General features: G+C 71.1%; 19 protein-coding genes and 1 tRNA gene. 16 read left to right on the top strand and 4 right to left on the bottom strand.

What is annotated here, in order from left to right:
* Positions 1 to 295 precede the first annotated feature (295 nt).
* Complete coding sequence (locus ABH920_RS02550; protein ID WP_370346288.1) at positions 296 to 2047, top strand: anthranilate synthase family protein; 1752 nt, start codon at positions 296 to 298, stop codon at positions 2045 to 2047.
* A gap of 453 nt (positions 2048 to 2500) precedes the next feature.
* Here ABH920_RS02550 and ABH920_RS02545 read toward each other — a convergent pair whose 3' ends face one another.
* The gene (locus ABH920_RS02545) at positions 2501 to 3277 is read right to left on the bottom strand and encodes an ATP-binding protein (RefSeq protein ID WP_370346286.1); all 777 of its coding nucleotides are present in this window, start codon (positions 3275 to 3277) and stop codon (positions 2501 to 2503) included.
* 175 nt (positions 3278 to 3452) lie between these two features.
* Positions 3453 to 4307, bottom strand: a complete 855-nt coding sequence (locus ABH920_RS02540; protein ID WP_370346715.1) for a glycerophosphodiester phosphodiesterase — start codon at positions 4305 to 4307, stop codon at positions 3453 to 3455.
* Positions 4308 to 4625: 318 nt separating this feature from the next.
* On the opposite strand from ABH920_RS02540, the gene ABH920_RS02535 reads away from it, so the two are divergent.
* The 6 genes from ABH920_RS02535 (at position 4626) to ABH920_RS02510 (ending at position 8626) form a co-directional block, all read left to right on the top strand.
* A complete protein-coding gene (locus tag ABH920_RS02535; protein ID WP_370346284.1) occupies positions 4626 to 5054 on the top strand; it encodes a YbjQ family protein in 429 nt (142 codons plus the stop codon).
* A gap of 94 nt (positions 5055 to 5148) precedes the next feature.
* Positions 5149 to 5460, top strand: coding sequence for a hypothetical protein (locus ABH920_RS02530; protein ID WP_370346282.1), 312 nt, complete (start codon positions 5149 to 5151; stop codon positions 5458 to 5460).
* A gap of 16 nt (positions 5461 to 5476) precedes the next feature.
* Positions 5477 to 6124 carry a thymidine kinase gene (locus tag ABH920_RS02525; protein WP_370346280.1) on the top strand — a complete coding sequence of 216 codons (648 nt, stop codon included), beginning with the start codon at positions 5477 to 5479 and terminating at the stop codon, positions 6122 to 6124.
* Between the two features lie 62 nt (positions 6125 to 6186).
* A tRNA-Ser gene (locus tag ABH920_RS02520) sits at positions 6187 to 6271 on the top strand.
* A gap of 388 nt (positions 6272 to 6659) precedes the next feature.
* The gene (locus ABH920_RS02515; RefSeq protein WP_370346278.1) at positions 6660 to 7718 is read left to right on the top strand and encodes a serine hydrolase domain-containing protein; all 1059 of its coding nucleotides are present in this window, start codon (positions 6660 to 6662) and stop codon (positions 7716 to 7718) included.
* Between the two features lie 131 nt (positions 7719 to 7849).
* Positions 7850 to 8626 (top strand): MBL fold metallo-hydrolase, encoded by a 777-nt coding sequence (locus ABH920_RS02510; protein ID WP_370346276.1) that lies wholly within the window; start codon positions 7850 to 7852, stop codon positions 8624 to 8626.
* A gap of 132 nt (positions 8627 to 8758) precedes the next feature.
* On the opposite strand, the gene ABH920_RS02505 is transcribed toward ABH920_RS02510, so the two are convergent.
* A complete protein-coding gene (locus ABH920_RS02505) occupies positions 8759 to 9433 on the bottom strand; it encodes a hypothetical protein (RefSeq protein ID WP_370346274.1) in 675 nt (224 codons plus the stop codon).
* Between the two features lie 155 nt (positions 9434 to 9588).
* On the opposite strand from ABH920_RS02505, the gene ABH920_RS02500 reads away from it, so the two are divergent.
* From ABH920_RS02500 to ABH920_RS02475, 6 genes are all read left to right on the top strand, one after another.
* Positions 9589 to 11253, top strand: a complete 1665-nt coding sequence (locus ABH920_RS02500) for an efflux RND transporter periplasmic adaptor subunit (RefSeq protein WP_370346272.1) — start codon at positions 9589 to 9591, stop codon at positions 11251 to 11253.
* A 5-nt stretch (positions 11254 to 11258) separates the two neighbouring features.
* Complete coding sequence (locus tag ABH920_RS02495; RefSeq protein ID WP_370346270.1) at positions 11259 to 12011, top strand: ABC transporter ATP-binding protein; 753 nt, start codon at positions 11259 to 11261, stop codon at positions 12009 to 12011.
* The gene (locus ABH920_RS02490; protein WP_370346268.1) at positions 12011 to 13240 is read left to right on the top strand and encodes an ABC transporter permease; all 1230 of its coding nucleotides are present in this window, start codon (positions 12011 to 12013) and stop codon (positions 13238 to 13240) included. Before ABH920_RS02495 ends, ABH920_RS02490 begins: the two co-directional genes overlap by 1 nt.
* 52 nt (positions 13241 to 13292) lie before the next feature.
* On the top strand, positions 13293 to 13940 hold the full coding sequence (locus tag ABH920_RS02485; RefSeq protein WP_370346266.1) for a hypothetical protein: 648 nt from the start codon (positions 13293 to 13295) through the stop codon (positions 13938 to 13940).
* A gap of 11 nt (positions 13941 to 13951) precedes the next feature.
* Positions 13952 to 14653, top strand: coding sequence for a response regulator transcription factor (locus tag ABH920_RS02480; RefSeq protein WP_370346264.1), 702 nt, complete (start codon positions 13952 to 13954; stop codon positions 14651 to 14653).
* 113 nt (positions 14654 to 14766) lie between these two features.
* Positions 14767 to 16320 (top strand): sensor histidine kinase, encoded by a 1554-nt coding sequence (locus ABH920_RS02475; protein WP_370346262.1) that lies wholly within the window; start codon positions 14767 to 14769, stop codon positions 16318 to 16320.
* A gap of 201 nt (positions 16321 to 16521) precedes the next feature.
* Here ABH920_RS02475 and ABH920_RS02470 read toward each other — a convergent pair whose 3' ends face one another.
* Positions 16522 to 18144 (bottom strand): AMP-binding protein, encoded by a 1623-nt coding sequence (locus ABH920_RS02470; RefSeq protein WP_370346260.1) that lies wholly within the window; start codon positions 18142 to 18144, stop codon positions 16522 to 16524.
* Between the two features lie 53 nt (positions 18145 to 18197).
* Here ABH920_RS02470 and ABH920_RS02465 point away from each other — a divergent pair, with 53 nt between their 5' ends.
* From ABH920_RS02465 to ABH920_RS02455, 3 genes are all read left to right on the top strand, one after another.
* Complete coding sequence (locus ABH920_RS02465) at positions 18198 to 18434, top strand: hypothetical protein (protein ID WP_370346258.1); 237 nt, start codon at positions 18198 to 18200, stop codon at positions 18432 to 18434.
* A gap of 153 nt (positions 18435 to 18587) precedes the next feature.
* Positions 18588 to 19886, top strand: a complete 1299-nt coding sequence (locus ABH920_RS02460) for a sensor histidine kinase (protein ID WP_370346256.1) — start codon at positions 18588 to 18590, stop codon at positions 19884 to 19886.
* A 115-nt stretch (positions 19887 to 20001) separates the two neighbouring features.
* The gene (locus ABH920_RS02455; protein WP_370346712.1) at positions 20002 to 20631 is read left to right on the top strand and encodes a response regulator transcription factor; all 630 of its coding nucleotides are present in this window, start codon (positions 20002 to 20004) and stop codon (positions 20629 to 20631) included.
* Positions 20632 to 20760: the final 129 nt, after the last annotated feature.

Genomic DNA, 20760 nt, shown 5'->3' with positions numbered 1-20760 from the left:
TGGTCCGTCTCAGGCGGACCCCGGTAAAGCGCATCCACGCTCCCCAACCGGCCGCCTCACGAGGCGGCCGGTTTCGGTTTCTCTGAGAACTTCCTGGAGAACCCCGGTGGGCCTCACGGAGCGGCCTCTCCAGAGAGGCACCGCCATGGCACACCAGGAATCCCCAGGCTCTTTCCAGAGCTCCCTGCCAGACTTCCCGAGCCGTCTTCCGGACGGTCCGTTCGCGCTGATTCGGCGCGGCGCAGAGGCGGAGGTAGAGCTCCTCACCGGGCGTGTCTTTGAGCAGTTCCCCGCTTTGGCGGATCTCCCTACAGAGGACGCCGACGCGCTTCTCGTGCTCGTCCCCTATAGGCAGCTCGTGGAGCGCGGGGACGAGTGCCATGACGATCATGCGCCGTTGCTCGCCATGCGGATCACCGAACGTCGCCGATGCGCGGTCTCGCAGTTGCCGGCGGCGACAGCGCCGGTGCTGCGGGACGGGGCGTTCGATGTGGACGACGAGGCGTATGGCGCGTCGGTGAAGCGTGTGCTGGACGAGGAGATCGGTGCGGGCGAGGGGTCGAACTTCGTCCTGCGGCGGACGTTCGTCGGACACTGCGACTCCGCGCGGGAGACGGCGTATGGAGCGTTCTGCGCATTGCTGGAGAAGGAGCGGAACGCGTACTGGACGTTCCTCATCGACACCGGCGAGGGGCTGATGGTCGGCGCGACGCCGGAGCGGCACGTGTCGCTCGCCGACGGCGTCGCGGTGATGAACCCCATCAGCGGGACTCTGCGCGAGGTCCCCGCGACGGCCGCGCGGGAGCGCGTGGTGGCGTTCCTGGAGGACGCCAAGGAGCGCGACGAACTGGCGATGGTCGTGGACGAAGAGCTGAAGATGCTCGCCGAGGTGGGGAACATCGGCGGCCGGGTACGCGGGCCGTTCCTCAAGGAGATGGCGAACCTCGCGCACACGGAGTACTACATCGAGGCGCGCACGACGATGGACCCGCGCCTGATCCTGCGGACCACGATGTTCGCGCCGACCGCCACCGGCTCCCCGATCCGCAACGCGTTCCGCGTGATCAAGCGACACGAGCGCGGCGGCCGCGGCTACTACGCGGGGGTCGCGGCGCTGATCGAGCGCGACGCGGCGGGGGCGGCGTCGATGGACGCGCCGCTGCTGCTGCGGGTGGCGTACGTGGGAAACGACGGGACGGTGCGGGTGCCGGTCGGGGCGACGCTGGTGCGGGGGTCGGACCCGTACGAGGAGGTGCGGGAGACGTATGCGAAGGCCGCGGGGGTGCTGCGGGCTTTCGGGGTGAGCTTCGGGGCGCAGCTCGGCCTGGGCCAGGCCGCGCCGGCGGCCGGGGCAGGTGCTGGGTCGGCACGGACGGAGCCGTGGTCTGCGGACCCTGAGATCGCCGCGATCCTGGCGTCACGCAACGAGCACCTGTCGGCGTTCTGGCTGAACGAGCACGAGCCCGCGGACCTCGTCGACCCGGTCCTGGCCGGTCGCAAGGTACTGATCGTCGACAACGAGGACGCGTTCACGTCGATGCTGGCGGTGGAGCTGCGCGCCCTCGGCCTGGAGACCACCCGCGTAGCCCACGACGAGGTCCCGGACCACAGCGCCTACGACCTGATCCTGCTCGGCCCGGGGCCGGGCGACCCCCGCGACGCGACCTCACCCCGCATGACCAGCGTCCGCAACCTGGCCAAACTCCTCATCGACCACCGCACCCCCACCCTCGGCCTGTGCCTGGGCCACGAGGCCCTGGCCGCCGCCCTCGGCCTGGAACTGATCCGCCTGCCGACCCCGATGCAGGGCACGCAGGTGGAACTGGACCTGTTCGGCAGCAACGAGCGCGTCGCCTTCTACAACTCCTACGCGGCCCGCATGCCGGAATTCCTGGTCCTGGAGACAGTGGCCATCCCCGGCACGAACCTGACGGCGGCCCTGCGCGGCCCCTCGTTCACCGGCCTGCAGTTCCACCCCGAATCCGTGCTGACGACCGACGGCCTCGGCATCCTCGGGCGCGAGATCCGGCGGCTGCTCGACCGTTGAAGGACGCACGGGACAGTCGGGGACGGCGCGGTCGGTCGGGGGGCCGGTCGCGCCACCGCGCACGCATGAGCACACCTGCGAACGCACCAGCCCTCGCCCCGCATCCGAAGCACCACCGGTCATGGCGGCGCAACCGCACTGCGCCGCGTCGCCTGCGAAGCGAGTCAGCCCCCGCCCACAGCCGCCGCAGCCCGCACCGACTCAACCAGCCTGTGCCACAGATCCCGGCTGCGCCGCGTCGCTGCCAGCACTAGTGATCGCTCAACGCGCCGCGCCGCCTGCGAGGCAAGTCAGCCCTCGCCCCGAAGCCGCCGCCAGCCCGCGCCGCGTCACCAACCCGCGCTACCCCGCCCGCACCGCGCCGCCGCCCAGGCGAGTCAGCCCTCGCCCCGCGCCGGCGCGCCGCGTCCGGTCCCGCTCACATCTCCAGCCCTGCGCTGCTCCTCGCGCCCCTCAGGCCGCCGCCGTGCACCCCACTCGCGCTTCGGGGTACCGGGGCACCCACGCCGTATCCGAGCCCACCGTGTCCCCGTCGGGTCCGCCGCGGGCCTCGCCGAGGCGGGAGCCGCCCAGGCGGGTGGCTCGGCCGCGGATGCGGCCGGTGCCGGGCAGGTGCGTGGTCAGGGCCACGCGCATGCGGCGCCACCAGCGGCGGTCGTGGTCTTCCGGGGGTGGGGGCGCGGCGTGGCGGGCGTGGAGGCGGACTGCTGCCCAGACCGTTTTCGGGGCGCTGGGGTCCGTCGGGTCGAGCGGGGCTGCCGGGCCCGCTCCTGTGCGGTCCATTCCTGCCGCGTCGCGCAGGTATGGGGTGCTCGCCTCCGTCTCCGGCGCGTACCAGGGTTCCACGCCCCAGGCGTCCGCCAGGAGCCCCACAATGCCGAGTCCGCGGCCGTCCACCGCGGACTCGTCTACGTCGTCCAGGTCTGCCGCCACCAGATCCAGGCCCTCCAGACCCGGTTCCGGGGGTGGCGCGTGCCCCGGCTGCTGGCGGCCGCCGTCCGTCACGGCGATGCGCAGGACCTTGTCGTCCGCCATCCACCAGGCCACTCGGATGGTGCCGCCGGCCAGCGGCAGGGCGTGCCGCAGGGCGTTGCTCACCAGTTCCGAGAGGATCAGGACCGCGTCGTCCGCGGCCGGGGGTGCCACGCGCATCCGCTGGAGTGCGTCGGCCAGCGCGTGGCGGGCCGTACCGACGCTTTCGGGTGTGTACGGGAACTCGATCCCGCCCATGCCGCCCGCGGGTCTGGGCGCCGGGGCGCGCGTGACCGTTTGAGACGGACGTATTGATACCGATTCCCGGGGACTCTCCGGTTGCACCGACATGACGACCCCCACGGCTCCCTCCCTGCCGACGAGGAGCTACTCGCGGTAGATGCCCGGTTCGTCCTTGCGGAAAACGACAAAGTCAGGGTGAATCAGGGTTCAGCTCGATGACGCCATGGCGCGCCGTGGCCGGGGGCGCCGTGCCGTCGCGCCCCAGCCTGGCCAGGACCGCCTTGGGGCGGTTGGAGATGATCGCGTCCACTCCGAGTTCGACGCACAGGTCGATGTCCGAGGGCTGATCCACTGTCCAGACATGAACGCGATTTCCCATGGAGTGCACACGTTCCACGTATTCGGGATGGATTCGCAGAATATGGATTCCCGGTCCCGCGATCCGCACTCCGCGCGGCAATGACCCGTCGCGCAACCTCAACGGAACCCGGTCCAGAAGCAGCACGGTGTCCAGCGACGGCGCCAGCCGCCGGATCCGCCGCACCGACATCGCCGAGAACGACATCACCCGCACCGGCGAGCGCTCCCCCAGCCGGGGGTGCGCCAGCCCGAACCGGTCCAGCAGCGCCACCAGGTGCTCCTCGACCAGCCCGGCGTAGCGGGTCGGGTGCTTGGTCTCGATCGCCATCTCCACCCGGTTCGGGTGCCCCGTCACCAGCTCCAGCAGCCGCTCCAGGGTCAGCACCCGGTGCGCGCCCTCGCGCCGCAGGTCCGGGTACTCGGCGAACTCCTCGTCGGAGGCCGGCTGCTTCCAGGAGCCGAAGTCCAGCTGCCGCAGCTGCGCCAGCTCCAGCGTGGACACCACGCCGCGGCCGTTGGAGGTGCGGTTCACCCGGCGGTCGTGCACGCAGACCAGCTGCATGTCCGCGGTGAGGCGCACGTCACACTCCACGCCGTCCGCACCCTGCAGGAGCGCGGCCTCGTACGCGGCCAGCGTGTGCTCCGGCACGTCCTCGGAGGCGCCGCGGTGCGCGATCACCGGGATCTCCGCGGCGGTGCGGCGGGGGAGCGCCGGCCCGGAGGCACCGGCCCCGAGCGCGATGTGGGGCCGGGCCGCCGACACCGGCTCGGAGCGGCGCCGATCGGACGGACGGGGCTCTGGGCGGCGCAAAGATTGCACGTCTGGAATCTTTCCAGATGACCCCCGGAACCGCGCACCGGAGCCGTTCGGAAAAGGCAGGTGTTCAAATCGCTTTCACCGCGCCTTCAAACGACGGACATACTGGCTCACCAGACAGGGGGTCCCTTGTCGTATCGTCGTAGCGACGGACCATCCACCGATCGCCCATCATCAGGGGGACATATGAGCCAGCAGCCGTACGGACAGCCCGGTTACCAGCAGGGACCGCCGCCGCAGCAGCAACAGCAGTACGCGCCGCCGCCGCAGCAGCAGGGGTTCCAGCAGAACTTCCTGTGCGTGACCACGAACGACATACCGGGCTACCGCATCGACGCCGTCTACGGCGAGGTCTTCGGCCTCACCGTGCGCAGCCGCAACGCCTTCAGCCAGATGGGCGCGGGCCTGAAGTCGATGTTCGGCGGCGAGCTCAAGGGCATGACCAAGGCCCTGATGGACAGCCGCAACGACGTCATGCAGCGGATGATCCAGGAGGCGATGAACCGCGGCGCGAACGCGATCGTCGGCATGCGCTTCGACACCTCGGAGATGGGCGACGTCTGGACCGAGATCTGCGCCTACGGCACCGCGGTGACCATCAGCCGCCAGGCCTGATCCACCCCGGCGTCCCGCGGGCGCGGTCCCCGCTGCCGGGGCCCGCGCCCGACGCGTTTGCCCCAGGCGGCGCCGCGGTGGATATCGTGAGGCGGTGATCCGACGCTCGCTCACCGCGCTGGCCGCTGCCGCGGCCGCGGAGCTGTGCTGCGTCGCGGGCAGCTTCCTGCACGCGATACGCCTGGTCGGGCACGTCGAGGGCGTCTCGCTGCCGACCGTCCTGAGCTCGCGCCGGAACATGGCGCTCACCGCCTGGCGGGCCTCGCTGACCGCCGGCGACCGGCTGCTGTTCGCCGCCGTGGCGGTGCTGGCCGCGGCCCTGGTCCTCGCCGGGCCCTACCTGAAGCCGACATTCGGGCGGATCCGCACGCGAATCACCGGTGTTAGCAGGCAGCCCCGTGCATAGGAGATAATCTGCGACCATGGCCGAGCTCGTCTTCTTCACCGGAACCATGGACAGCGGCAAGTCGACCCTCGCCTTGCAACTCGACCACAACCACAACGCCCGGGGCCGGGCCGGGCTGATCTTCACCCGGGACGACCGCGCCGGGAGCGCCACCATCTCCAGCCGGCTGGGCCTGAAGGCCGCGGCGGTCGAGGTCGAGAACGGCACCGACCTGCTCAACCACGTGGTGCAGATGATGTCCTCCGGCGGCAAGGTGGACTACGTGGTCGCCGACGAGGCGCAGTTCTACACCGAGGACCACATCGAACAACTGGCGCGCATGGTCGACGAGCTGAGCATCGACGTCTACGCCTTCGGCATCACCACCGACTTCCGCACCCGCCTGTTCCCGGGCAGCAAGCGCCTGATCGAACTCGCCGACCGCATCGAGGTGCTCCAGGTCCAGACCCTGTGCTGGTGCGGCGCCCGGGCTACCCACAACGCCCGCACCGTCGGCGGCGAGATGGTCGTCGAGGGCGAGCAGGTGGTGGTCGGCGACACCGCGGTCGAGGACGAGATCGGGTACGAGGTCCTGTGCCGCCGGCACCATCGCCGCCGGCTGACCGCCTCGCGCTCGGGAGCGGCCTCGTTGAGCCCGGACACGCTGCCGTTCGGCACCGCCTGAGGCCCCCGAGCCGCTCGTGGGTTGTGAGAGACTTTCTGTTCACGAGCGCCAGGGGTGCTCCAGGAGGATTTGCCTAGTGGCCTAAGGCGTTGGTCTTGAAAACCAAAGTGGCGAGAGTCACCGTGGGTTCGAATCCCACATCCTCCGCTTGAAACAGGCTTTCGACCTGTGCTCTTACTCTTGGTAAGAAATGGCTTCGCGGAACGGACCGGCTCAGCGGTCCGGGCGGAAGCACAGGGGGACCGGATCCCGGGACCCCGCCCGCGGCATCGCGCACTGCACCCCCGCCACAAATCGGTTCCCCGCACCAGGATTCCGGCCGGTACGGTGCGAAGGGTGTTCTCTGAGGCCGTGGTTTCTCGCAGGCCTCTGACACCGTTCCGCCGACCGGAAGTGAGTGGCAGATGACCGACCGTACGACCTCCTGGCCTGATCGCCTCGCCGACCTTGCGCGGGAGCATGGCGTCGTCGGTGCTTCGCTGGCCGTCCTGCACCGCGACGAGATCGTCGTCGAGGCGGCGGGTCGATCACCAAGGTGTGGGTCGCGACCGTGGTCATGGCCCTGGTCGACGAGGGAGTCCTCGATCTGGACGCGCCGGTGGTCTCCCTACTGCCCGGGTTGCGGCTGCAGACCGACGAGCTGACCGCGGGCGTCACGATCCGCCACCTGCTGACCCACACCAGCGGAATCGACGGTGACCTGTTCGTCGACACCGGCCGGGGCGACGACTGCCTGGAGAAGTACGTGGCGCTCCTGGCCGATGCCGCGGCGGTGCACCCGCTCGGGCTGACGCACACGGTCACGCTGCCTGAGGAGGCGCTGCTCTTCCGGACCGCCGTCGGGCACGAGAGCCAGCACGGCGAAGCGCTCAAGGTGGTGCCGCGCTGGGGCCCGATGCGCTCGTCCGGCCCGGCCGGGCTGATCTGCTCGACGCCGCGCGAGGTGCTGACCTTCGCCAAACTGCACCTGGACGGCGGGGCGACCGCCGAGGGCGTCAAGATCCTGTCGCCGGAGAGCGCCGCCGCGATGCAGCGCCGCCAGATCGAGCTGCCGGGCCGGTACGGTGCCACCGGCTGGGGCCTGGGCTGGATGCTGGACGAGTGGGACGGCACGCCGGTCGTCGGCCACAACGGCGCGACGATAGGACAGAACGCCTTCCTGTCCATCCTTCCGGAGCACGGGCTCGCGATCTGCCTGGTGACCAACGGTGGCGACGTGCACGCGTTCCGCGGTGCCGTCTTCGGCGCGATCGCCGAGGAACTGGCCGGCGTCGCGATGAAGGCGGCGCCGATGCCGGCCGCCGAGCCGCTGCCCTTCGATCCAGCGGACTTCGTAGGCGTCTACGAGAAGGCCGGGGACCGCATCGAGATCGGCGACAACGAAGGCGTCCTGTCCGCGGTCTTCACCTCCACCGGCGAACTCGCCGACCTGTCACCCGAACCCGAGATCTGCGAAATGCGGCCCCTCGGGCCTGACGCCTTCGTCATCCAGTGGCCCGGGGAGTCCAACTGGGTGCCGATGACCTTCTATCAGCTCCCGAATGGGACGTCGTACCTCTATTGCTCGGCGCGGTCGATACCGAAGGTCGGTTGAAACCGCCGGAAACCACACGACCGGCGGCCCAAATGGCATACTTCATCGAGTCGAATCGCTGACCTGGTACCGGGAAAGCAAAATCTTGAGCTCGATGCCCCACCCTCCGCCGGAGCAGCAAGGTGCCAATGATGACGAAGCAGTTCCGTGAGGAAGACGTCGTCCAGGTCGAGGACGGCGTCCACGCCGTCTACGGCAGCGACGTCACGTGGGTGGTCGTGCGGTCCGGTGACAGCGCCACCCTGATCGACACCGGCTACCCGGCCGACCGTGCGAACCTGCTCGCTTCGCTGGAGCTGCTGAAGGTGGCGCCGGAGGCGCTGAGCGCGGTTCTGATCACGCACGCGCACAACGACCATCTCGGCTCGGCGGAGTGGCTGCGCGCCACCTACGGCGTTCCGGTCCTGATGCACCCCGAGGAGGTGCCGCACGCGCGGCGCGACTTCCTGGACCAGGTGTCCGTCGGGAAGGTGGCCGCGAACGCGTGGCGGCCGGGGGTGGTGCCGTGGGCGCTGCGGGCGCTGGGCAACGGCGGTACGGCGGACGTCGCGGTCGCCGAGCCGCAGGCCTTCCCGGCACCCGGCGCGTCCGGCGCACCCGGCACGCTCGACTTGCCCGGCTCGCCGGTGCCGCTGCACATCCCCGGCCACACCGCGGGGCACTGCGCGTATCTGTTGCCGGACAGCGGGATCGTGGTCGGCGGCGACGCCATCGCTACCGGGCATCCGACGTCCCGCCTCAAGGGCCCGCAGCTGCTGCCCACCATGTTCCACAAGGACCGGGAGCGTGCGCTGGCGGGATTGAGCGCGCTGGAGGAGACCGACGCCGAGGTGCTGGTTCCCGGGCACGGACCGGTGTACCGCGGCTCGGTACGTGAGGCTGTCAGGCTGGTGCGGGAACGCGGATAGTGCGGATAGTGCGTCGCCACAGCGATGTGGGAGATGATCCACAGCGACGTCGGGACGGCGGTGCTACTCGACAACCTGGTGGGGCTCGGGCTTAGGGAGAATCCCGTATAACCGGCCGGCTCCAGCTCCGACTCAGAGCGAGGCGACGGCCGTCCTGGCCGTCGCAAGATCCTGAGTCACCGTCGCCGCCGCCGCGTCGAGGGTCGCCTGCGGGGCCGCTCCCTGCTGGTACTGCACCGCGGTGGCGATCCACTTGCCGAGGTCGGACTTGGCATTCGCCATGTCGTCCGTCCACTTGTCGAAGGTGCCGCCGTGGTCGCCGCCGTAGGTTGCGGCGGCTTGGCGCGCGGCGTCCAAATACGTCGTGTCGCCCTCGGGATTCGGCGTCGTGCGGAACTTCACGAACAGCGCCGCCGGCGAGTTCGGGTCGCCGAAGGCTTGTCCGTATGCTGCGATGCCCGGGTAGCGGGTGTGGCCCACGATCTTCTGGCCGGACGTCAGCAGGTCCGCGTAGTGCTGGACCGACGCCAGCAGGATCTGGGTGCTCTTCGACGAATCCTTGGGAACCGCCGGGGCGGTGCCTCCGCCCGAGCCGCCAGAGTTCGTGTTCGCCCCACCGTCCGTCCCCGCGGCCGACTTCGGGCTGGAGCCGCCGAAGGCGCCGCACGAGGCCGCCAGCGCCAATATGACGACCACCGCGGCTATCCCGTACATCACCAACAGGCCCTGTTGCTGCCCCATGCCGAGCACCCGGCGCAACGGCCGGCCACGCCGGCCCCGGCCCGGATTCCAGTCAATCTTCGGCACGGGGAAAACCTATCGCCGGACAGCGGTTATTCACCAGGGAGTCAATACTCCGGACACCTCGGAGATGCGTGAAGAAGAGCCGATTATGAGAGTCAGATGAGACTGAACGTACCCCTTCACCTTCGCTTCAGTTACGAGCGACAATCTCTGGCGCCATGACCGATAGCCCGCGACTCCAAAAAGGAGTCTGGATAAACACCTCGCTCGCCGTGGTGGTAGCCGCCGGTGGAGCGGGCGCCTGGGCGCTGCTCGGCTCGTCGAACTCCGGCAAGTCCACCACCGGCCGTACCGTCGCCGTGCAACGCGGCAACGTGACCGCCCAGGTCTCGGCCTCCGGCAACGTCACCCTGCCGACCGAGTTGGACCTCGCGTTCACCGCCTCGGGCACGGTGACCGAGATCGACGTGAAGCCCGGCGACGTGGTGAAGGCCGGCCAGGTGCTGGCGAAGATCGACACCACGCAGGCCAACCAGCAGCTGACCTCGGCGCAGGCCCAGCTGACGACCGCGCAGGCCCAGCTGACCAAACTGCAGCAGGGCCAGACGCCGCAGCAGGCGGCGCTGGGCCAGCAGCAGCTGACCACGGCCGCGGACTCGCTGAGCGCCGCCAAGACCTCGTACTCCGACGCGCAGAACAGCATCTCCATCGACGCGCAGACACTGGCCTCGGCCGTGACGACGGCGCAGAACAACCTGTCCGCGGACCAGACGCTCCAGACCTCGGACTGCGCAGGCGGGACGGCCAAGGCCACCGCCTGTACCCAGGACACCAACAAGGTCGCGCAGGACACCAACGCGGTCACGACCGCCGAGAACGCCCAGAAGTCCGGCGCGCAGAAGGACACCCAGTCCCTGCACCAGGCGCAGGCTTCGCTGACGCAGGCTCAGAACTCCTACAACACGGCGGTGGACCAGCAGGCGGTCTCGGCCGCGCCGGCCACCCCGGACCAGATAGCCGCGGCCAACCAGTCCGTGGTCAACGCGCAGAACGCGCTCGCCACCGCCCAGAAGGGCGTCGCCGGCACCGTCATCACCGCGCCGCAGGCCGGGACGGTCCTGTCGGTCGGTGGCTCGGTGGGCGACACGGTGAGCGCCGGATCCACCTCGTCGACCTCGGCGGCGTCCTCGTCCAGCGGATCTACTGGGGGTTCCTCTGGGGGTTCGGCGAGCGGTTCCTCGGGATCGTCGAGCTCGTCCTCCTCCAGCGGCGCCAAGTCCGGCAGCAGCTTCGTGGTGCTCGGCAACATGAGCAGCCTGACGGTGCGCGCCGAGTTCGCCGAGACCGACGCCTCCAAGCTCAAGCCCGGCGAGAACGCGCAGGTCGCGATCAACGCGATCCCGGGCTCCTCGCTCACCGCGACCGTGCAGTCCGTGGACCCGACCTCGACCGTGGTGTCGAACGTCGTGGAGTACGGAGTCACGCTCCAGTTCACCTCCGGCCAGCAGGACCTGACGTCCCTGAAGCCGGGCCAGACCGCGTCGGTCTCGGTGGTCACCGACAACGTGACCAACGTGCTGTACGTGCCGTCCTCCTCGGTCACCACGCTCGCCGGCCAGAGCTTCGTGACGGTGGTCAGCGGCAAGACCCAGACGCAGACGCCGGTCCAGGTCGGCGTGGTCGGCGACACCACCACCGAGATCACCTCCGGGGTGAACGAGGGCGACCAGGTGCTGCTGTCCTCGCGCACCGGCAGCAGCAGCACCACCGGCACCCGGGGCGGCGGCCTGACCGGCGGCGGCTTCGGCGGCGGCGCGGGCGGCACGGGCGGGGCCGGCGGCGGCGGTCTGGGCGCCGGCGGCGGCGGACGGTTCGGAGGGTGACCGACATGAGCGGTTCGAACGGCCCGAAGCCGGTCATCGAGCTCGCCGACATCCGCAAGACCTACGGCATGGACGGCACCGCCGTCCATGCCCTGCGCGGCGTCAGCCTGACCGTCCCGACCGGCGACTACGTCGCGATCATGGGCGCCTCGGGCTCGGGCAAGTCGACGATGATGAACATCATCGGCTGCCTGGACGTTCCCACCTCCGGCCGCTACCTGCTGGACGGCATCGAGGTCGAGCACCTGTCGGACCGCCAGCTGGCGCTGGTCCGGAACCGCAAGATCGGCTTCGTCTTCCAGTCCTTCAACCTGCTGCCGCGCACCACCGCGCTGGACAACGTGGAGCTGCCGCTGGTGTACGCCGGCGTCGGCACCGCCGAGCGGCGCCAGCGGGCCCGCGCGGCGCTGGAGCTGGTCGGCCTCGGCGAGCGCCTGAACCACAAGCCGCAGGAGCTCTCCGGCGGCCAGCAGCAGCGGGTGGCCGTGGCCCGGGCGCTGGTCACCGCGCCCAGCCTGATCCTGGCCGACGAGCCCACCGGCAACCTGGACAGCACCTCCTCGGCCGACGTGATGGCCCTGTTCGACCGGTTGCACCGGGCCGGGCGCACCATCGTCCTGATCACCCACGAGCACGACATCGCCGAGCACGCCGAGCGCGCGATCCGGCTGATGGACGGGCAGATCGTCTCCGACGAGCGCAACGGCGAGCGCGGCTGGATCTCCGAACAGCACCGAGTGCAGCACGGGAGCGTCTGATGAGAATCCGCGAAGTCTTCCGGTTCGCCTTCGCCGGGTTGAAGGCCAACAAGCTGCGCTCGGCGCTGACCACGCTCGGCATCCTGATCGGGGTCGGCGCGGTCATCCTGCTGGTCGCGGTCGGCAAGGGCTCCGGCGCGCAGGTGCAGGCGAACATCGACAAGCTGGGCACGAACCTGCTGGAGGTCTCCCGGCAGGCCGGCGGCTTCGGCGCGCGCGCGTCCCGCAACACCGGGACGCAGAGCACTGTCTCGGCGCTCACCCTGGCCGACGCGCAGGCGCTGGTGGACCCGGTGAACGCCCCGGACGTGCTGGACGAGGCCCCGGTGGTGACCGCCTCGCCGACGGCGACCTACCAGGGCGCCACGCACCCGATCGCGCAGCTGGTCGGCACCTACCCGGCGTACCTGACGGCCACCAACTGGCAGATCGCCGAGGGCTCGTCGATCACCGACGACGACGTGAGCCAGGCCCGCAAGGTGATCGTGATCGGGCAGACGGTGGCCACCGACCTGTTCGGCACCGCGGACCCGGTGGGCCAGCAGGTGATGATCAACAGCGTCCCGTACAGCGTCGAGGGCGTGCTGCAGGCCAAGGGCTCCAGCGGCCTGCAGGACGCGGACGACTTCGCGATCGCGCCGCTGACCACCGTGCAGGACTCGCTGAGCGGCTTCGGGTCGCTGAGCCAGATCGTGGTGCAGGCCAAGTCGGCCGGCGCGACCACCGCGGCGCAGGACGAGATCACCTCGATCCTCACGGCGCGGCACCACCTGTCGGCCACCGCCTCGCCGGACTTCCGGGTCCTGAACCAGCAGTCGCTGCTGGCCACCTCCAGCTCCACCACGCACACCTTCACGGTGCTGCTGGGCGCGGTCGCGGCCATCTCGCTGCTGGTCGGCGGGATCGGGATCACCAACATCATGCTGGTCACGGTGACCGAGCGGACCCGGGAGATCGGCATCCGCAAGGCGCTGGGCGCCCCGCGCGCGGCGATCCTGGGCCAGTTCCTCATCGAGGCGGTGATGCTGTCGCTGATCGGCGGGGCGCTGGGGGTGGCCGCCGGGCTGATCGGCACCAGGTTCACGGTGGCCGGGGTGAAACCGGTGATCGTGCCGGCCTCGATCGCGCTGGCCTTCGCGGTGTCGGCGCTGATCGGGCTGTTCTTCGGATCGTTCCCGGCCAACCGCGCGGCCAAGCTGCACCCCATCCAGGCCCTGCGGCACGAGTAAGCCCCTCCTCCCGAGCCAGAAGTCCACGAACAGGAAGATTCGGAAGTCACTGATGTCTGAGAACCCCGGCGGCCAGCCCGCCAACAACAACGCAGAGTTCGAACTCCTTTCGCAGGCGCCGTCCGCACCGGACATCAGCGGACAGCTCAAGCCGGCCCGCAGCGGTGGCGGCGGCGGGATCCCGAAGGTGACGCTGGGCCTGATCGGCGCGGTGCTGCTGGCCGGCGGGTTCGTCGGCGGGATCGCGGTGGGCAAGCACAACAGCTCCTCGTCCTCCACGAACACCGCCGCCGGCACGAACCGGACCCGCACCGGCGGGTACGGCGGCGGCTTCGGGACCGGCGGCGCGACCGGCGGGACCGGAGGCACCGGAGGCACTGGGACCGGCGGCGCCCGGGGCGGGGCCGTCACCGGCACCGTCAGCGCGGTCAGCGGCACGACCATCACGATCACCGACAGCACCGGCAAGTCGGTGACGGTGGACACCAGCCCGCAGACCACCGTGACGATCGGCAAGACCGGCACGGTCGCGGACCTGACGACCGGGTCTCAGGTGACGGTGCTGGGCACTCCGGACAGTAGCGGGACCATCACGGCGCGTTCGGTTGTGAGCGGTATCACAGGCCTCGGCTTCGGCGGACGCGGCGGAAACCGTACTCCGGGTGGCACGCCGTCTTCGCCGGGTGGGTCAAACGGGTGATACTGGACGGGATGGACACCCGAGAATCCCGCAGCCTGCTGGTCGTCGACGACGACACCGAGATCCGTGACGCGATCGCCCGGGCCTTCCGCCTGCAGGGCTATCGCGTGCGCACCGCCGCCGGCGGCCTGGCCGCCCTGGAGCAGATCGCGGCCGACCCGCCGGACGCGATCGTGCTCGACGTGATGATGCCGGAGCTCGACGGGGTGGAGGTGTGCCGGCGCCTGCGCGGCGTCGGCGACCACACCCCGGTGCTGCTGCTGACCGCGCGCGACGCGGTCGGGGACCGGGTGGCCGGGCTCGACGCCGGCGCCGACGACTACCTGGTGAAGCCGTTCGCGCTGGCCGAGCTGCACGCCCGGATGCGGGCGCTGCTGCGGCGCGCCGAGTACGAGCCGGTGCCGGAGTCGGAGCGGCTGGTGTTCGAGGACCTGGAGCTGGACCCGGAGTCCCGGCTGGCGTACCGGAGCGGGCGCACGATCGAGCTCACGCGGACCGAGTTCGCGCTGCTGGAGCTGCTGATGCGCAACGCCGGGCGGGTGTTGCCGCGCGAGGTGATCTCCGACCGGATCTGGGGCTACGAGCTCGGGCCGGAGTCGAACTCGCTGGAGGTGTTCGTGTCCTGCATCCGGCGCAAGACGGAGGCGGGCGGCGAGGCGCGGCTGGTGCAGACCGTGCGGGGGTTCGGGTACACGTTGCGGGTGTCGGGGTGAAGTGGGGACGGCTTCGTCGGGGGAAGGGTTCCGGGGCTGAGGCCGGCGCCGGGGCCCGGTTCGCGGGTGCGGGTGTCGGTGCGAGCGGGGATACGTTCGCCTACACGGGGGTGGTGGGTGTCCCGGTCGCGGACCGCCGCGATCAGGGCTCTGAGAACGCCTCTGGTGTCGAGCCCGTTGAGAACGCCGAGAGCGGCTCTGCCGGGAAGCCTCAGCGCCGCTCCCCCTTGGCCGTCTGGCGCCGCACTCCGCTGCGGGCGCGGCTGGCCCTGGCCGCCACGATCGCGGTGGCGGCGGGCGTCGGCGGCGGCGTGGGGTTCGCTTATGTGGCCGTGCGGCACTCGCTGATCCAGCAGATCGACGACGGTTTGCAGGACCAGGGCACGGGTGCACAGAAGACGCTGCTCAACCGCCACTTCCCGCGCTACGACGTGGTCCGGAGCCGGAAGTTCGGCGACATCGAGACGAACGTCCAGTTCATCGACTCCACCGGACAACCGCTGCAGCCGAAGCTGCTGCCGCCGGCGGCGCCGCGCCAGCCTCCGCAGGTCGTGCTCACGCCCGCCCCGTCGGCCATGGTGCCGATCTCGGCGCAGGACGTCCAGGTCGCCGCCCAGACGATGGACAGCAACCTGTACTCCGGGACCATGAACGGCCAGCGTGTCCGGGTTCTGACGCTGTCCATCGGCAAGGGGCAGGCGATCCAGATCGACGCCCCGCTGACCGCGATGGACAAGCAGCTGTCGGCGCTCGGCTGGCAGCTGTTCGGCGCCGGCGCGGCGGGCATCGTGCTGGCCGCGGGCCTGGGCTGGCTGGTGACGCGCACCGCGCTGCGTCCGGTGGCCGAGCTGACCAGCACCGCCGAGCGCATCGCCGCCACCCACGACCTGGCGCACCGCATCCCGATAGACGGAGCGCCCGGCGAGCCCCGCGACGAGCTCGGCCGGCTGGCCGCGACCTTCAACAGCATGCTCGACGCGGTCCAGGAGGCCACCGACCGGCAGCGCCAGCTGGTCGCCGACGCCTCGCACGAGCTGCGCACCCCCCTCACCTCGCTGCGCACCAACGTCGAGGTGCTGGCGTACGCGCACCGGCTGGGCGAGGAGGACCGCGAGGCGCTGGTGTCCGGCATCATGTCCGGCCTGGACGACCTGACCACCCTGGTCAGCGACACGGTCGAACTGGCCCGCGGCGAGGAGCAGGCCGCGCTGTTCGAGGAGCTGCGCCTCGACCTGCTGGTCCAGCGCTGCGTGGACCGCGCCGCCGCGCACTGGCCGAAGGCGGTGTTCAAGCCGGAGCTGGACGAGAGCGTGGTGGTGGGCGTCACCGACCGCCTGGCCAAGGCGGTCCGCAACCTGCTGGACAACGCCGCGAAGTTCTCCCACGACGGTGGGCTGGTCGAGGTCCGCACCGCCGCCGGCGGCGACGGCACGGTCACCCTGACCGTCCGCGACCACGGCCCCGGCATCCCCGAGGCGGACCTCCCGCACGTCTTCGACCGCTTCTACCGCGCCGCCAGCGCCCGCGACCTGCCCGGCTCCGGCCTGGGACTGGCGATAGTGGCGCAGGTGGCCGTCGGCCACGGCGGCGGCGTGACGGCCGCCGGGGCGCAGGGCGGGGGCGCGGAGTTCCGGCTGACGCTGCCGGTGGCGGCGGCTTGGCGGTAGAGCAGCGGCTTGGCGGTAGGGCGGCTGCTGCGGGCGGTAGGGCAGCGGCTTAGCGGTAGGGCAGCGGCTGCGGGCGGCAGGACAGCGGCTTGGGCTTGGCGGTAGGGCAGCGGCTTGGCGGTAGGGCAGCTGCGGGCGCGGTACGGCACTGCGAGCCGGACTTTGGCGACGGCCCGAGGTAAATGGTGCGGCGGTGCGGTGCTACTGGTCCCGGTCAAGCAACTCGTAGCCGGTCCCCCGCGCCCGCCGTGCCCACACCGCGTCGCCGCCGACCTCCCACCATCCCTGCTCCCGCAGCGTGTAGCGCGACACCTTCTCGGTGGCCGTGGTCGTCAGGGCCTCGGTAATGCGGATGAAGCGCGGGGCCATCTTCGTGCCCAGATCCGCTTGCCCGGCAAGGAAATCCGCGAACTTCGCCGGGTCGAAGACCGCACCCTGCCTCAGCACCAGCGCGCACATCACCGCGTCGCCGGTGACCTCGTCGGGGACCGCGTAGGCCGCGACCGCCTCGACCGGGGCCCAGCGGGCGAGGATCGCCTCCAGGAGCGCCACGGAGATGTTCTCGCCGTCCACGCGCATACGGTCGGCTTTGCGGGCCGCGAAGTAGAGCCAGCCGTCGGTGTCGGCGTAGAACAGGTCGCCGCTGCGGTAGCGGCCTTCGGAATAGCGTTCGGCATCGGCGGCGGGGTTGTTCCAGTAGCCGGTGAAGCCGCCGGGGCCGGTGCCGACGAGTTCGCCGATCGCGGCGGCCCCGTTCAGGAGGCGGCCCGCGGCGTCGAACTCGGCCGGCGGGCAGGGGTCGCCGGTTTCCAGGTTCACGATCGACAGCGTCTCGTCGGTGCGGCCGACGGCGGCGCCGCGGGCCAGGACCGCGGCTGGGAAGGTGCGCGGGGCGACGACGTTGATGCCGCCCTCGGACGCCCCGTAGCCCTCCGACAGGTGGCAGCCGAAGCGCCGTTCGAAGCGTTCGCGGTCCAGGGGGCCGGCCTCGGTGCCGAAGCCGGCACGCAGCGGGTTGTCGGCGTCGTCGGGGTGCTCCGGGGTGGCCAGGATGTAGGAGATCGCGCGGCCGACGTAGGTGAAGTACGTGGCCTGGTACTCGCGCACGTCGGGCAGGAAGCCGGAGGCCGAGAAGCGCTCGCGCAGTGCCACGGCCGCCCCGGCGACCAGTGCCGGGCCCCAGTTCGCCAGGATCGCGTTGCCGTGGAACATCGGCATCGGGATGTAGCAGACGTCGGACGCCGTCAGGTCGTAGCGCTCGGCCATCGCCTTCCCGGACGCCGCGACGCGCCCCTGCACGCACGTCACCGCCTTCGGCGCGCCGGTCGAGCCGGAGGTGAAGTACAGCAGCAGCCGGGTGTCCTCGGCGACCGGGGCGACCGGCTTGACGTCCGCGACGGTCACGCCCCGGTACGGCTCCAGCGCCGCGCGGTAGTCGGGCTCGTCCACGACCAGCAGCGGCAGCGCCTCCAGGCCCAGCCCCGCCAACAGCGGCAGGTGCGAGCGCGACGTCACCAGCAGCTCACACTCCGCGTGCCGGACGTCCCGCGCCAGCTCGGCGCCACGCCGCGTGGGGTTCACGCCGACCAGCGCCGCCCCGGCGAGCGCGGCGGCGGAGAGCCAGAACGCGAACTCGTCGGTGTTGCCCAGCAGCACTCCGATATGCGGCTGCATACCCGGCCGATGCCGGTCGCCGAACAGCGCGGCCCTGGTGGCGGCCTGCGCCGCGATCTCCGCGTGCTGATACCGCAGACCGTCCGGGCCGAGCAGCCCGACACCGCCGTGCTGGGACTGAACGCCGATCAACTCCGCGACCGTGGCCATGCCGCGTATAGAAGGCCATCCCGCGTGAGGCCGCAAGAGGTTACCCTGAGTGTGTGGACGTGAACGTATCGGCAACGGTCAAAGTCCGGGTCACGGTCGATGCCGAGAAATGGGCGGCGGCCAGCGGGGTGGAGGCGGTACAGGCCAGCGCGTCGCTGGCCACCGCGCTCAGCGAGGCGCTGGAACGCTTCTCCGATCTGGTGCCCGAGGTGGACGAGGTCGGCGGGCAGACCTGGGTCGAGAAGCTGACCTGGACGGCTTCCACCACCAGCCCCGCGCTCCCCTCCTGAACCGGTCGCCCCGCGCCGCCCGGAGCCGCGCCGCCCGGAACCGTCCCGCGCCGCGCCACCCACCGGCCGGGCGATGATGGTAGGGATAACCGGGGGTTGAAGTTCCGTGGCCGCACCGTGGGCGGCCGAGTCATGATCGGCGAAGCTTTTCCCATGAAGCGTTTCCTGTTGAGCCCGGTGTCGGCGCGCACCGCCCGCCAGTACCTGTACGCCCTGGTGTGCTCCCCGCTCGGGATCGCGGGCTTCGTCTACGTGGTGGTCACGCTGGCCGTCGGCGGCGCGTTGTCCTTCACGTTCGTCGGCCTGCCCCTGATCGCCACCGCGATCTACCTGGCCAAGAAGTACGGCGGGTTCCAGCGCGGCCTGGCGCGCAAGCTGCTCGGCGTCGAGATCGAGGCGCCGCGCCCGAACGCCCGCTGGCACACCGCGCACGGGCTGCTGGCCAAGCTTGGCGCGGCCCTGGGCGACCTGGCGGCCTGGCGTTCGCAGGTCTACCTGCTGCTGCGCGCGCCGCTGGGCGTCGCGTACATCATGACGCTGGGGCTGGGCCTGGTCGAGGGCGTGGTCCTGGTCACCTATCCGATCTGGTGGGCGCTGTTCGACCCGAAGAACACGGACAGCCACGGCGTCGTGCACCACGCGGCCATGCAGATCGGCGACGGCTTCTACATCGAGACCTGGCCGCGGGCCCTGCTGGTCACGGCAGTCGGCCTGGTGTGGATCCTCGCCGCGGTCTGGATCCTCAAGTTCTGGATCTGGCTGGACACCCTGCTGATGGCGGCGCTGCTCGGCCCGACGAGCAGCGAGCGCCGGGTCGAGGAGCTGACCGTGAGCCGCGCGCACGCCGTGGACGACTCCGCGGCGCGGCTGCGCCGGATCGAACGCGACCTGCACGACGGCGCGCAGGCCCAGCTGGTCGCGCTGGCGATGCAGCTCGGCGAGGCGAAGGAGAACCTGGACGCCGGCGGCGGCGACGTGGACCTGGTCGAGACCCGGGCCCTGATCGACACCGCGCACCGCAACGCCAAGCAGGCCATCAACGAACTGCGCGACCTGGCCCGCGGCATCCACCCGGCGGCGCTGGACAACGGCCTGCGGGACGCGCTGGGCACGCTGGCGGCGCGCTCGGCGATGCCGGTGACGGTGAACGTCGCGCTGGGCGAGCGGCCGGACCGGGCGATCGAGACCATCGCCTACTTCTGCGCCGCGGAGCTGCTGACGAACGCCGCCAAGCACGGCGCACCGACCCGCGCCGCGCTGTCGGTGGTGCAGGAGGACGGCAGGCTGACGCTCACCGTCGAGGACGACGGCCGGGGCGGCGCGCAGGTCGGCTACGGCGGCGGGCTGGCCGGGCTGCTGGACCGGGTGCGCACGGTGGACGGCTCGCTGGCCGTGGACAGCCCGGTCGGCGGTCCGACGCTGGTGATCGTGAAGCTGCCGATGCACGTGTAGCGCGCGTGTGAGGCGCGGCGGCCGGGCCTGGCGCGGCCCGGCCGCCGCCGCACGCTTCGGCTATCTTCGGGGTGGTCCAGGACCACCGCCGAAGGAGAAGACCCCCGTGCGCATCATGATCGCCGAAGACTCCGCAATCCTGCGGGACGGCCTGGTCCAGATCCTCACCAAGCGCGGCCACGACGTCCCGGCCGCCGTCCCGAACGCCGACGAGCTGCTGGCCGCGGTCGCCACCGACGTCCCGGACGCGGTCGTCATGGACATCCGGATGCCGCCGACGCACACCGACGAAGGCCTGCGCGCCGCGCTGGAGCTGCGCAAGAGCCACCCGAAGGTCGGCGTGCTGCTGTTCTCGCAGTACGTGGAGACCCGCTACGCCCGCGACCTGTTCGGCGGCAAGGTCTCCGGCGTCGGATACCTGCTCAAGGAGCGCGTCGCCGACGTCAGCGAGTTCGTCGAGGCACTGACCAAGATCGCGGCCGGCGGCACGGTCCTGGACCCGGAGGTCGTGGTCCAGCTCCTCGGCTCCCGGCCCACCGACGCCCTGACCGCCCGCGAGCGCGAGGTGCTGGGCCTGATGGCCGAGGGCCGGTCGAACGCCGCGATCGGCAAGCAGCTGGTGCTCGCCGACAGCTCGGTGGAGAAGCACATCAGCAACATCTTCACGAAGCTGGGGCTGCCGCCGGCGGACGAGGACCACCGGCGGGTGCTGGCGGTGCTGACGTATCTGGGGGTTACGCGGTAGCGACGGTGGCGGCAGCGGCTGGCCGCTCGCTGATCGGCACGCCAGTTTCATTGTGTTATGAGGCATTCGCCCCTGATCCGAGTATCGGCGAGCCCTCTGACAGCCGGATGCGGGGTCGCGGTCGGCCTG

This window comes from Catenulispora sp. EB89, from assembly GCF_041261445.1.
Taxonomy (GTDB): domain Bacteria; phylum Actinomycetota; class Actinomycetes; order Streptomycetales; family Catenulisporaceae; genus Catenulispora.
This window is presented reverse-complemented; position numbering and strand designations above follow the sequence as displayed.

Excerpts from the sequence above, each read along its gene's own strand:
- ABH920_RS02510 (WP_370346276.1), top strand. The coding sequence starts at position 7,850 with ATGACGAAGCAGTTCCGTGAGGAAGACGTCGTCCAGGTCGAGGACGGC.
- ABH920_RS02470 (WP_370346260.1), bottom strand. The coding sequence starts at position 18,144 with ATGGCCACGGTCGCGGAGTTGATCGGCGTTCAGTCCCAGCACGGCGGT.
- ABH920_RS02545 (WP_370346286.1), bottom strand. The coding sequence starts at position 3,277 with ATGGGCGGGATCGAGTTCCCGTACACACCCGAAAGCGTCGGTACGGCC.
- ABH920_RS02485 (WP_370346266.1), top strand. The coding sequence starts at position 13,293 with ATGTCTGAGAACCCCGGCGGCCAGCCCGCCAACAACAACGCAGAGTTC.
- ABH920_RS02460 (WP_370346256.1), top strand. The coding sequence starts at position 18,588 with ATGAAGCGTTTCCTGTTGAGCCCGGTGTCGGCGCGCACCGCCCGCCAG.
- ABH920_RS02495 (WP_370346270.1), top strand. The coding sequence starts at position 11,259 with ATGAGCGGTTCGAACGGCCCGAAGCCGGTCATCGAGCTCGCCGACATC.
- ABH920_RS02500 (WP_370346272.1), top strand. The coding sequence starts at position 9,589 with ATGACCGATAGCCCGCGACTCCAAAAAGGAGTCTGGATAAACACCTCG.
- ABH920_RS02490 (WP_370346268.1), top strand. The coding sequence starts at position 12,011 with ATGAGAATCCGCGAAGTCTTCCGGTTCGCCTTCGCCGGGTTGAAGGCC.
- ABH920_RS02525 (WP_370346280.1), top strand. The coding sequence starts at position 5,477 with ATGGCCGAGCTCGTCTTCTTCACCGGAACCATGGACAGCGGCAAGTCG.
- ABH920_RS02480 (WP_370346264.1), top strand. The coding sequence starts at position 13,952 with ATGGACACCCGAGAATCCCGCAGCCTGCTGGTCGTCGACGACGACACC.
- ABH920_RS02455 (WP_370346712.1), top strand. The coding sequence starts at position 20,002 with ATGATCGCCGAAGACTCCGCAATCCTGCGGGACGGCCTGGTCCAGATC.
- ABH920_RS02535 (WP_370346284.1), top strand. The coding sequence starts at position 4,626 with ATGAGCCAGCAGCCGTACGGACAGCCCGGTTACCAGCAGGGACCGCCG.